Annotated in this window: 9 protein-coding genes; 1 reads left to right on the forward strand and 8 read right to left on the reverse strand. The window is 37.2% G+C overall.

Going from position 1 to position 13,185, the window contains the following annotated elements; translation table 11 throughout:
• The first annotated feature begins 137 nt into the window (after positions 1-137).
• The gene (locus ACQ96U_RS16380) at positions 138-1,292 is read left to right on the forward strand and encodes a Card1-like endonuclease domain-containing protein (RefSeq protein WP_431722332.1); all 1,155 of its coding nucleotides are present in this window, start codon (positions 138-140) and stop codon (positions 1,290-1,292) included.
• 38 nt (positions 1,293-1,330) lie between these two features.
• On the opposite strand, the gene ACQ96U_RS16385 is transcribed toward ACQ96U_RS16380, so the two are convergent.
• The 8 genes from ACQ96U_RS16385 to ACQ96U_RS16420 all read right to left on the reverse strand — a co-directional run bounded on the left by ACQ96U_RS16385 (position 1,331) and on the right by ACQ96U_RS16420 (position 13,172).
• A complete protein-coding gene (locus ACQ96U_RS16385) occupies positions 1,331-2,005 on the reverse strand; it encodes a class I SAM-dependent methyltransferase (RefSeq protein WP_431722333.1) in 675 nt (224 codons plus the stop codon).
• A 167-nt stretch (positions 2,006-2,172) separates the two neighbouring features.
• On the reverse strand, positions 2,173-2,415 hold the full coding sequence (locus ACQ96U_RS16390) for a hypothetical protein (RefSeq protein WP_431722334.1): 243 nt from the start codon (positions 2,413-2,415) through the stop codon (positions 2,173-2,175).
• Positions 2,416-2,420: 5 nt separating this feature from the next.
• Positions 2,421-3,002, reverse strand: coding sequence for a rhomboid family intramembrane serine protease (locus tag ACQ96U_RS16395; RefSeq protein WP_431722335.1), 582 nt, complete (start codon positions 3,000-3,002; stop codon positions 2,421-2,423).
• An 11-nt stretch (positions 3,003-3,013) separates the two neighbouring features.
• A complete protein-coding gene (locus ACQ96U_RS16400) occupies positions 3,014-8,380 on the reverse strand; it encodes a DNA repair ATPase (protein WP_431722336.1) in 5,367 nt (1,788 codons plus the stop codon).
• 339 nt (positions 8,381-8,719) lie between these two features.
• Entirely contained in the window at positions 8,720-10,831 is a 2,112-nt protein-coding gene (locus ACQ96U_RS16405; RefSeq protein ID WP_431722337.1) for a hypothetical protein, read from the reverse strand.
• A gap of 623 nt (positions 10,832-11,454) precedes the next feature.
• A complete protein-coding gene (locus ACQ96U_RS16410; protein ID WP_431722338.1) occupies positions 11,455-12,084 on the reverse strand; it encodes a hypothetical protein in 630 nt (209 codons plus the stop codon).
• A complete protein-coding gene (locus ACQ96U_RS16415) occupies positions 12,084-12,434 on the reverse strand; it encodes a hypothetical protein (protein WP_431722339.1) in 351 nt (116 codons plus the stop codon). Before ACQ96U_RS16415 ends, ACQ96U_RS16410 begins: the two co-directional genes overlap by 1 nt.
• 45 nt (positions 12,435-12,479) lie before the next feature.
• Positions 12,480-13,172, reverse strand: a complete 693-nt coding sequence (locus ACQ96U_RS16420) for a PspA/IM30 family protein (RefSeq protein WP_431722340.1) — start codon at positions 13,170-13,172, stop codon at positions 12,480-12,482.
• Positions 13,173-13,185 lie beyond the last annotated feature (13 nt).

A 13,185-nucleotide genomic window follows, 5' to 3' on the forward strand; every position in this document is an offset into this window, starting at 1 on the left:
AATTTACTTTTTAAGTGTAATATTTGAGTTTTTGTAATTATTTTATTGGTCGTGTTTTGCAAAATGTTACAGTACGTATGGTATTTTACATTTGGCAATGAAAAGATAAGGCTTCCACTTACTTGACGAGTACTGTAATGGCAAAGAAAAAAGTACAAATTATTTTATTTAGTGAATCTGTAAGTGCAAATGTAACCCCTATTCTTGATTCTAGAATGCAACCAAGTGAAGTTGTTTTTATTGCTATAACAAGTTTACAGCAAGCTGTTAATAGTACATCGGCCTTAATAGAAGAAAAAGGAATTACTACTAGAACAGTTTTTATAGATGATGCTTGGAACTTCAATGAGCTTTTAATGACAGTTAGTGCATTATTACAGAATCCAGATAAAGTTGACTATGAGTTAAATATATCTGGAGGAAATAAAGTTTTAGCGATTGCGGCTTATGAGATTTTCAAGCAGGCAAATTTGGGTATTTTTCAGGTCAACCAAACAAGTGATGCAGTTGTTTGGTTAAATAACCCTGAAAAGAAAGAGACTATTAACCTGGAAGATCACCTCTCAATTGAGCGTTACTTTCAGCTACAGGGAGTTGCGGTCACACACCAGCAAACGAGTAAGATTTCTCAAGAAGCTCAACGTTTAGGTGAACGATGGGTTAAACGTGCCAGGTATTTGACCAAAGGGCTAGCACTACTAAATCATTTAGCTTCAACAGCGAATAACCTGAAGTTATATTCAAGACGGCTATCTAGCCAGGAGTATTACAATGCTCAGCTTCAAGAGCTTGTGGGATCTTTGGAGTACTACTGCTTGGTTAAGTTAGAGAAGAAGCGTTTAGTTTTTTCCAGTGAAGAGTCTAGGGCATTCTGTAATGGCTTTTGGTTAGAGGAATATGTTTTTTCTGAGCTAGATAAGATAGCGACAGAGTGTGATTTTATTCAAGATGTTGCCAGAGGGGTTGAAGTCGTATGGGACTACGGAAATAGTACCGTTAGAAATGAGCTAGATGTTGTGTTTTTAGCAAACAATCGGTTGTTTATTATTGAGTGTAAAGCTAGAAATTTTTTGGCGCAAAGAAAGAGTGGAATTAATACAATATACAAAATGGAAGCATTATTACATCGATTGGGGGGTAAAAATACCTGTGGCATTATAGCATCATTTGGAAACTTTAATATACATAATAAAGAGCGGGCCAGGTTGATGGGGCTTTGTATTTTGGAAGCGGAAAAGTTACTGGACCTAAAAAAACATATATTTCGTATTATGCAAGATGTTGAAAAATAGTTAGTTTACTTGATTGATGAAACTGGAGGGATAAAAGCTCAGGTTTTTTGGCATATAAATATGATGGAGAGTGGAGGATGGGTTTCCTGAGGCTTTGGTTCTTTGATGTTTTTTACTAAAAAGTGACAATTAGCTAAAAGGTTTACCCATGAAGCAAGAGTTCTAAAGTACCATGGAGCTGGGTCAGAAAAACCATTACCACAGCCACACCAAGATCCTTCCTGCCAGCCATCTTGGTATACTTTATTGTTATGCTCAAAGTGTGGGTGAAGTGTCTGTAAAATAAAATATCCATTGTCATTCAACAGGCTGGGTATTTTTTTTAGCAGATTATTCACTGAGTGTTTACCAAAGAGTGAAAAGTTGCACACAGCAATATCAAATTTATCCTGAATTGTAGTAGGGCTAATATTATCATATGGCATCAGGCTGAATTTCCCCTGACCGAGACGTTGAGCATAGGCTATGAGTTCAGGTACAGCATCAATACCATAAGCATTAATGTGAAGGCTTGTTAATGTTCGTGTTAACCAACCCTCACCACAGCCAATGTCAAGAACAGTCTTAGGTGAATAGGTGAGAATAGCATCAATAATGGCCTGATTAGTAATGTGTTCTCGACTCGCAATTTGCTTATTTTTAATTGCTTCAGTCCATGGCTTGGCATTTTTACGCCAAGACTCGATAATTTTTTGTTCCTGTAATTTTGTCATGATAACCTACTGAATGCAGGTAAGTTTGAGATTAACAAAATTAATCTCATGGTGATATTGCTATACTTATTGCCAATAAGTATAGCAATATTTCTTGTCTGAACCATTTTTTATATAGATTGATATAAAATGATTCGTAAATGATATATTAAAAAACGACGTTAGTTTTAGAAATTGTACTTTTCTCTCACTTGAGTAATTTTAACTTGTAAGTCATTCGAAATTTCTTCTACTCTTACTTTATTTAGAATGTTTGTTAACACTCTTTTTTCATCATCATCAACAATACCATCACGCAGAGCAATAGTCATTAACTGATCAAACTCGTGTGCATTTAGCTTACCATCACTCGCAAAAATATTTACAGCGTAGGTTGCCAGTTTGATATAGTCATGTGTTGTTGTACTCATAGTTTTTACTCCTGTAATTGCTTCTTAGTAGGTTTTTGTTTGCACAAAAGCCATGCCATAAGACTACCACTTATTAACCCTGCTAAATGGCCTTCCCATGAAATCTGTTGTGTATTTGGAAATATGCCAAAAATTAAACCGTTATAGGTGATAACGACAATAAGTGCAATGATAAGTGAAAGAGGTTGTCGATCAAACCAAGCTTGACTTATCAGAAAACCAAAATAACCATAAATTAATACACTGGCACCAATGTGAATGGCTGTTCTACCAAACAGCCATACGACGATACCTGATGTAATACTAATAAACAGTGTTGTTAAAAAGAAGTAGTAGCTCCCACGTACAGCGACCAATAGTCCTAAGATAGTGAAAGGGATACTGTTGGTAAGTAGGTGGTCGATACTGCCATGCAAAAAGCTCCAATAAAATATTGCAGTAAAATGGCTTGTGGTACGAGGTACTAGCCCAAATTGATTAAGCTGATAACCTAGCAAAAGGTTTGCTAGGTGTATCAGCCACATGATACCTAACAGACCTAATACACTTTTCCAGCGGGAAAGATTAGTAATGTTTGAATTAACCATAGTGAATTAGTTTATTGACGGTCCGAAAACGCTTTAAGTTGATCTGAGAGTTCATTAACCTTACGCAGTATGTTTTGATCAAGTCCTATTTTATGGTTCATAGTTGTCACTACTGGCATTAGAGATGACTCTACCGTATTCGCAAGTGCACTCAGTGACTGTTCTAATACAGGGCTTGGCTGGTTAACAACATTGATCGAGAAATCAATAGTTTCAAGACTTTTCTGGATTTGCTGGCAGGCATCACTTAACGCTGTAATGTGTTGTAAACCATGACTACTTTCTGCCAGGTTTTCACCAATCATTGTCATTGCCTTATTGATATTACCCAATTGATGTTGGAGCATTTGACTTGCTGCAAGGGATTGCTTTTGTTGTTGTCCCAGTGTCTGGTGTACCGTTTGCTGAAAATGAGTAAGATGGTCCGACCAGGTTTGTGTGGATGTTGACTGACTTAAGCTTTTTTGAATACCAGTTAAACCTTGGTTCAAGCTGGCAATTTGATAAGCTATTTTTGCTAGAGTATCTTGTTCATCACCACCAAGGGCAATCCGTTTTGTAAATTCATCTTTGATTTTTTGCCAGCGAACTGATTCTTCTTCAGTTAAAAACTGCATTAACTCTTTAAGTTTAAGAAGGTTTTCTTCTGCCCCAAATGTTAATGTTTGAGCTTCTCCAACATAGTGGTCAAGTATCAAGTTGTTTAACTCTTGATCATTCATAATGGCAACTACTTTTTCTGCCATTTTATTCATATTTCGGTAACTTCCTTGTAGCTTAAAGGGCGGTTCCGTTCGGTAGGCATCTGCTGTTGCTGCGGATTTTATGTAAGCCTGGTTAACTTTAAGAACAAATTCTTGAATAAACAAAAGTTTTCGTATAACACTCAGTATCTCTTCAAGTTCAGCACTTGAATAGTCGTATTCTAACTGTCCATTCGTTGATTGCTTGCCTTTTGCCATATCGATTAGATGATACACATCCGTTAAGTTGCGAGCTGCTAATGGTGCCAATACAGAGTTTGAGGTTAAACTATTTTCAATATAACTTAATTCGAATGTTTCCTCTGATCCGCTAAGTATATCTCCAAGGTTATAGATGTCGGCTCGGTTCGCTAACATATCAGGAATCTTAAAAACTTCTCCTGATTCCGTATAAGGGTTTCCAGCCATTGCAATACAAAACTTTTTACCTCTTAAATCATAGGTTTTAGTTTCACCATCCCAAACGCCTTCAACGCGTCGTGTACCATCACATAAAGAAATAAATTTTTGTAAAAACTCAGGGTGCGTATGTTGTATATCATCCAAGTACAACATGACGTTATTACCCATTTCAAAGCTTAGATTTAATTTTATAAGTTCTTGTCTTGCCGTTGCGTTAGGAGCTTCTTCTGGATCAAGAGAGATGACTCGGTGGCCAAGTGAGGGGCAGTTTACTTTGACAAAGATAAGACCCAGTCGATTGGCGATATACTCCATTAATGTGGTTTTACCATAGCCGGGAGGTGAAATAAGCAGTAATAATCCCATTAAGTCTGAGCGTTTTTGATTACCAGCGGCTCCCATTTGTTTTGCAAGGTTATCACCAATGATTTTAAAGTATACATCATTGATTAGTTTGTTTCGGACAAAAGACGTTAGCGGTTTTGGGGTGAAATCATCAAGGCGTAGCCGTTTACGCTCTTTTTCAAGTAACTTTTGTTTGATGTTGATGAGTTTTTCAAAGTTAACTGTATCAATATGGATAAAGTGTTGTAAACGATGATTGAATTCAGCTAGAGAGAAGGTTAATTCACTTTGTTGAATTCGAGGATGGTCTCCTAACAGACTTGGGATGCTATTACTATCTGGAAGTGAAAGCGCTTTAAGGGAAAGTTTTTTATTGGTTAAAATGACAGTAATCGCATCAGCAATAACGGTATTAAGTATATTTTCAGGTAGATCTTTTGCCAGTGCAGTTAGCCAATGATGTAGTAACTCCCATTGTGATTGAAAATTGTTGCTTAACTCCCTGAGCATTTTTTCGAATACGTTGTAATAATTTAAGTTGTGAAGGGTTTTTTCAAATTGTTCTGCTAATTGTTGCCCCTGAACACTAACCATAAACTGGGTGGGAGATACTGCTAGTACATCAATTAAATACTTAGCAGTACTGGTAAAGTCTATAGTTAAATTGGGTGCTTTTTCGTGATAAAACGCTTTTAGATAATCTTCCAACTCATGAGTAAGCGCATTTAATGCTTTGCTTTCACCCATTTGGTCCGCAAGTAAAAAGGCACCTTGTGCTTTTCCTGATAGCACATTTATCTGGGATGAATTACTTTGGCTTGATATCCAAAAGTATGCAGCACAACATCTTGAAAGGCCTGTATATTTTAATAAACCCTGTGTTTCCAGAGACGTTAAGTAAGCTGTTAGTATTTTAGCACAATCATGGTCGTGAATACCTTTTTGGTAACCTTCTTGATAACGCGGTGTCATATATTCACGAATAGCTTTAATTAGCTTTTTATCATCATATTTGAGTTCTTGAAGTTTTGCTACTGACCAACCTTGTTGAAGATTCTCGGCTGTTTTAATAATCTGGTACGCTAAGTACTCCGCACGGTAAACATATTGATTTTCCGATATAATTGTTTGGTTCCAATATTCGTTTAAATGTGCTAGCTCTTCGTTATCTATAGATTGGTAGAAATTTGTGCCATTCAAATGCACATAAAGCTGGTTATCTTTATGTATTAACCCCGTATCCAGTTGTTGGGTATTGACATTAAATAGGTGTTTTCCAAGCTTTAATGTCTTACCTTGATCAGAGTATATTTCTGATTTATCACGCAGTGACTTGATAGCCTGATCTTTTATACCTTTTAATTGTGATTGAATATCGTCAGCTTTAACGCTTTCAGACAGAGCAATCAGTTGGTCTGAAAATGATTGAATTTTCAGAACCATTGCATCTGATGCAAAATAGGTATTAAGGTCATCAATGATGGTAAAGCTTTGACTGCGTCGTTCGATGCTTTTTAATACTCGTATTGCTGAATCATATAGATGCTGTGCTCGACGTTGCCTTTCATCAAGCAGTGTTTGCTTGAGATTTTGAAACGTGTCATATAGTTCTTCTCGTTTATTGAGAATCTCACCGAGATATTGCTCATTATCTGCAAATTGACTTTCAATTTCTTCAAGCTGCACGGTTAGCTTAGTGAGTTCTTCATCACAGCGTTCAGGGGTATCACAAACACTGACTGCATTGGTAATACTGAGTGAGAACAGCTTAAATTGAGCACCAAACTCAGCAACGGATTCTGTTGCTTTAATTGATTTTAGTTTATTTCGTGATTTGGCTTTTACTTGGTTTATTTGTGCATATATCTCTGCAACCTTTTCGAGAATGAGCGTTCTCTCTGGAGCATCTTCAACATCAAGTGTAGAAAGGATCGTCGTAAGTAAATCAAGGCCCTCTGCTGTTTGTTCAATATCATCTTGAATTACTTTTAATGACTTTGAATCCTCTGCTGTTGTAATGGATTCTTCAAACGCTTCAAGTCTTTGTTGGTAAGGGATAAGCGCTTCATCTCTACTAATAAAAGCAATTGTTGCTTGGCTAATTTTATCAATAGTTTCATCAACTTTTTTGTTGAGTTCAGCTAAGCTCTCTTCGTTAATATAGCGTGTGTCTTGTAAGGTAAGAAGATGACCTTTTTGTTTTTTAAAGTTATTTAGTGCATTAACAAATTGTTCAGGGTTATCCCAGCGTTCAGGCGTCAGTTTACTTAACAGCTCTTTCTGTTGTTGTTCTGCTTTGTTTAATGCTTCTTCTGCACGACTCTGTAAATGTTGTACTTTTTCAAATTCATCAAGTACTAATTCAGCGTTTTTGACAATCTCTTTAACAAAGGGGGCTAATTCACCCGCTTCATGTTCATCTAGCCAATAATAACTATCAAATAATGTCTTGCATTGATTGATGAGAGATGTATAAACCTGAGTGCTTGGCTGTAACTGTAAAATTGCTTTACTAATGCTGTATAAGTCTGAAATTGCCCGGACGAGCTCTGCATTACCTAATGTTGCGAATAAGCCTGTAGCCGTTTCCTTCGCACTAGCAAATTCGTCGCTGACGAAAGGCGTTTGCCAGATTTGCATAGGGTGAATATGTGTTGGTTCCTCTCCACTATCAGAGAAGATGATCATTTTCCCATCAGGATACAGTGCATAACCATGGCCCTCGATAGGGTTATTTAATGTTTTGGTAATGAGGTTATAAGCACATAAGACAAAACGGCCTGCAATGGGTTCATAATACACATAAAGTATATCTTCGCCATTGGGGGATTTGATTGTTCGTTTATAGACCAGATTTTCTGTGTTAATTGTTGAAAATGTTTTGTGTTCACCTGTAGTGAGGTAATAACCTCCAGGATAAATGATTCCGTGGTTTTCGGGCAACTGTTGACATGATGAGCCTAACTCATCGATACGTGTGACTGTATTGAGAAGCGTATTAAAAATTAAATAGCGATAAGATTCTTCGCGGTAAGGTTTTACTTTGAGCAAAATCAGATCAATAAGATCAGCATAGTAGACTTCTGCGTCATCAAGTGATTGGTGTAAATCATCCACAGGTTCACTATAAATACCTTGACCGTCAGCAGTATTATTTTCAATCTTAATGGTGAGGTCGCCATTAATTGTCTCAATAAACACCTTATCGAGTACATTAATATGTGAATGTTCACCTAAAACATGATTGTCTCTTGAAGTGGGAATCCACTCGAAATCATGCGTTGCAGGTAAGCTGATATCTCGTTCGCCACGATTATCAATATAGCTGGGAGTTGCATTGTCTAGCGACCAACGAAAGACACGAATGTCACCTACTTTTTGACCGATTTGAAATGCTGCAAGGAGTTTATTATTAGTGACCCTGAGTTGAACTAATTTGGCATGTTTATAATAAGTATAAAGTTCTTTGAAATCATCTAGAAATTTTTGTTCATAAAGAAAACTGGTTTTGAGTTCAATAGGTGTAATCTGTAATTCATTGGAACTTTCTTCTGAAAGTTGGTAGAGCGCAAAAACATCACTAATAGAGTGTTCTTTCTTTAGCCCCATGAAAACATTAAAACCAAACAGCAGTTGGTTGCCTATTCTGACAATATCGCGAGCAACACAATTATTTTCTGTTCTTGCTCGAACGCGGTTAATAATTGAAATTTCTGTTTTACCAAAGGCTGTAATACGTTGTTCATTTAACTGAGCGATTTTTTCATTTAAGGCTGATGCCTGCTGTTGGAGGCGTTTCCTTAAAACTTCGTAGGTTCCCTCTTGATGGACAGCTTGTTCCAATACTTGTTCTGTATTATTAGACACGGCTACAACCTCTTACTGAAACAGCTAAAGAAATCATCAATTTAATACCGCTTTGTAGTAGAAATAAAAAGGTCATTTTTGTTGTACAAAAGTGATGAATAGGGTAATGATCGCTAGCTGAATTGGGTAATCTGTTAATGTGAGGAATGGTTGAACTCATTAATTTTTGTCTTCGTAACGATGAAATCTTTGGTATGTGTCCAGCTTCATCTTGAACCATGACTTTCCTAAGCCTGTAGTACATGAAGACGTTAATGCTGACTGCAATACAGTCAGCATTAGTCTAAGCAGCTTTATGCTTTTTTAGTTTATATACCCTTGACTATGGGCAGATAGTCATCAAGCTTTTTCTTCTTTAGAGGAAACTTGATCTATGGTATTCACCGATGCTTCACCATTAGATTTGCCCATGAACTGGCTAAGCATGGTTGCAATAGATTGCAGCGTAACAGATTTATCAACAGCACCATCTATAGCTTTGCCAACAGAAAGTGCATTGGCAAATCGATCAAAGTACTGCCCATCTCCACTGACAATATCGATATTGGCTTGTTTTAATGCTTCTGCCAGTACTTTGGCTTGCTCGTGGGCAATTTCTTTATTAGCGGCAATTGAGGACATGTTTTCTGCATGTTTAGTATCCAGTTTCATACGGAATTCTTCATGCTCTCTAGCCACATCACTGATTTCACCCATTGCAGCAAATTTTTCACGTAAGCCATCGGCTTCAGCTTTGAATTTCTCTTTGATTGCTTCAGCTTCGGCAAGCCCTTGTTTTTCAATTGCTTCAGCTTCGGCAATTTTGACTTTGATATCAACCAGTGCTTGTTTTTCTTGACTGTTAGCATCAGCTTCTTTGACACGGACTTCTGCCATACCCAGTTGTTCTTTACCTTGCGCTTCAGCTTGCATTTTTTCAGCTGATGCCTTGGCTTCTGCCGCACCTTTTTGTTCAATACCCAAGGCTTCAGCACGCATTTTTTCTTGCATGACTTTCGCTTGCGCTAATCCTTGTTTTTCATAGCTGATAGCTTGAGCTTCATCTACCTCTGCTTTTGCTAAGCCAGGCGCAGCTTGTTCAGCTTTTACACCTTCCGCTAAGCGAATTTTAGCAGCAGATTCTTTTTCGGATACTTCGAGTTCTGCTTGAGCAATGGTAAGCATTTCTTTGGCAGCAAATACGGCTTTTTGTTCAGCTGCTTCAGCTGCTTTAAGTTCTTTAACCAGGGATTCCTGTGCTTCAGCTTCTGCTTCCATAACACGTACATCTTTAGCACGCTCAGCTTCAGACAGTACACGCACTCTTTTAATGTTTTCTTCTTCTTCCGCCACAGTGCGGTCAACAGCAACCCGTTCGCGAGTCACATCGGCTATTGCTTTTCGTTCTTCTTCTAATGCTTTTTCTTTAGCAATACGTTGTAGCTCAACCTCTTTTTCTTTGGCGATAATTTCAAGCTGGCGAACACGATCAACTTTTTCTGTTTCGATAGCTACAGCACGTTCACGATTCTTTTCTGCAACTTCAATTTCACGCTGTTTATTTTGTTGAAGTACCTCAATCTCTTGATCTGCCTGAATTCTTGCTTGTTCTGCTTTGAGGTTTTCTTCTGTGGCAACGCGGTCAGACTCCGCTGTTTCTCGTGCTTGAATATTGGCGATTTCACGTTGTTGGCGGGCCTCTGCATCAGCTTCCTGACGCTCAAGCTCCAGAATCATTTCCCGTGATTCGACATTTTTCTTTTTGATTTGAAGTTCTTCTTCGCGTTTTAAGTTATTGGTATTCACATTCTGAGCTGCAGTGAGTTCAGTTATTTTACGAATACCTTGGGCATCAAGAATATTATCGTTATCGAGTAAACCTATAGGTGTTTGCTCTAGATAGTCAATGGCAACATCGGTTAGTTTATAACCATCCAGATCATTTGAGCTACTATCAATTTGCTCCTGTATTTTGTCCCGGAATAAAGCTCGCTCACGGTATAGATCTTCAAAATCCAGTTGCTTACCTACAGTTTTTAATGCTTCAGAAAATTTTGCAGTGAATAATTCTTCCAGAGTTTCTTTAGTGGAGGCGCGCTCACACCCAATGCGAGATGCAACCTGTAAGACATCTTCGGCAGTCTTATTTATACGCACAAAAAAGGCAACATCAATATCAGCACGAATATTGTCTCTACAAATAAGTCCTTCTTTACCTTTTCGGTTGATCTCAATCTTTTTTTGAGAAATATCCATAATTTCTTTTTTATGGATAACGGGTAGTACTAATTTACCGGTAAAGCTTACTATGGGGTCTTTTTTTAAGGTATTAACGATAAGGGCTTTACCTTGATCAACCTTGACATAAAATTTATTGACTAAGAGAGCAAATACAAGAATTATAAATAATATAATGCCTATACCTATAATAAAAGGCATTAGAATAGATAGTATGTCGGCTTCACCGTGCATAAAATACTCCTTGGGATGAATACTTGTTTAAGTGTTGAAATTATACTTGTCACATATATTTTTTATGGTTTACTTGTCACGTTTAGCCATCGTTAATTATTAACTTTGTAAAATATATCCTTAACAAAGGATATTGCTTTAAATAGTTTGCTCATATTTTTGTAATTTGCGAGTAAAATATAATCTGCAATAGTCATCGGTTTAAGTTTAATTGATTTGGCTATACTCTTCGCAGATCATTGTCCATTACACTTTTTTTAAAGTTGTACATTTTAAATCTGCGATGTTATTCGAGTTTGTTTATACCCTTTACGAATCATTTTTACGTGTGTGCTATCCATAGTGCTTACCCTAACGGGGCAGTGAGGTTGTTCTAATGTGTCAGGAACACATTAGTAGGGCTTGTTGTCAGCGCTCTTATTATTAATTAAAGAGGCTACCGCAAGTTTTACACAGTAGTAAATATACCCTGGGGCTGCATCTCTTGATGGGATGGTCGCCCCCTTGTGCTCTTGGGGTATAAAAAAACTTCGTTATGGGTATACTATTTTTAAACTTATCTTTCATTAAGTGCTGGAATTTGAAATACCTGCATGTAATGGATATAAGATTATATTTAACGTTTAATCAATACTGGCAACGTTATATATATTTCTCTCTGTATCGCAGTCAATGATGAGCACATTATCTCCTTTACGAATTGAGTTTGGTTCGCTTGAGCGAATATGAATGATAATCACATCATTGTCTTTTTTTATTTCTGCTCGCCCAAAGTGCTCATCCACTTTACTGCTAGTGACGATGCAGGTGGTGCCTACAATAGAGCCTAAGCGGCTGTCATGGGTTTGGAACAAAGGTCTTAAGGGTTGAATGATATGTGCTGTAATGGGTACGGAAATAAGGAAGCTAATAACAATACAAGCAAGTCCTAGAAGATGGTGAATCCAGTTTGGTTCAAGCAACTGCAATAGAAAGAAATCTGTAAAGTAGGTGATAATCCAGCTGAGTAACACAAGTAGGCTAATGACAATCGTTAGAGGTACACCTGTGAGACCACAAGAGATTAATAGACCACTGATTGAGCCTGTCAATCCTGTAAACTCGACATCACCGTCAATATCAATGTCTAAGTCTAGGATATCAATATCCAGTAAGCCAATTAAAGATAGTAGCCAATAAGCTAAAATAAAAGCTAACAGTACAGAGTATACGATAGTTGGAAAAGAAGTAATGATGTTTAGAAACGCTACCATTATTCATCTGTCCGTTGTTGGGGTTTACCTAAAGCATATTCAACTAGTGCTTCGGCTGCTTTATGTTTAATCTGTACTTTATCATCTGGTGCCAGATCAAACTTTTCAGCAAGAAAAATAAAGTCGTCAGGTGACAATGAAATAGACAAGCGTGGCCGTTGAGGCTTTTTGTTAATAGGCAGTCCAAGAATCTCTCTGATAAGATCCGATGGATTTAAGTGTTTATCTACTGCTTCTCGGCGAATAGATAAATGAATTTCTTCACCTAAGTCAAACGCGACTTGGACTGCTTTAAGTGCTTTTTTTTCCTGTTGCCACTTTTCAGGCAATATAGCCTTTTTCTTAGCCATATCCAGTTACAATTATTAAGTTAATGTAAAGTTAAATAACTAAAATTAGTCATTTTGTTGACTTTGTTTTATTTTTTCTAAAATGTCTTCTGCTCGGTTGTTTTTTATGATTCCTGCTGCAGTTAACTTTTTTTCTAACTGCTGATCTGCTGATTCATCAGCAAGTTGATCAGCCGCTTGTTGTTTGTATTTTTCTTCCTCTTGTTGTTTGGCTATACGGTCAAGCGTTTCTTTTGCTGTTACCAGTTTTGAGTTACTTGCTGAAAAATTAGCGGAAATAGTCGATGTAGTTTGTTGTACTTTTTCGGTTGTTTTTACCATAGCCAGTTGGCGTTGATAGTCACGTAACTGTCGTTCTGTTTTTTGGATTAATGTTTTTAACTGTTTAGTATTGCTTTGGTAGTCAGTTACCGTTTGTTTTACTTGAGTATACTCATTTTCAAGGGCTGCAATTTTTTCTGCAATTTCTAATGCTAATGATTCATTTTTGTTATTTAATGCTTCTTTTACATAATGCTCGTGCTTTTTAATTTCAAGTTGAACTTTTTTCAGCTCATCTTCAGACTGTAACTGTTTGGCAAGTAGTGAAGTCAGTTCTTGCTTAGCTTCTTGAAGATGATGCTCTGCCTCCGAAATTTCCTGTTCAAAGATACGCGTGCTGTTAGCATCAATAATAGCATCACCAAGCTCACGGGCACTGCTGCGTAAGGCAGTAAGTAATTTTTGCATGACATTCATAGTAATTACTCCT

It is taken from the genome of Zooshikella sp. RANM57 (genome assembly GCF_050749885.1).
Taxonomy (GTDB): domain Bacteria; phylum Pseudomonadota; class Gammaproteobacteria; order Pseudomonadales; family Zooshikellaceae; genus Zooshikella.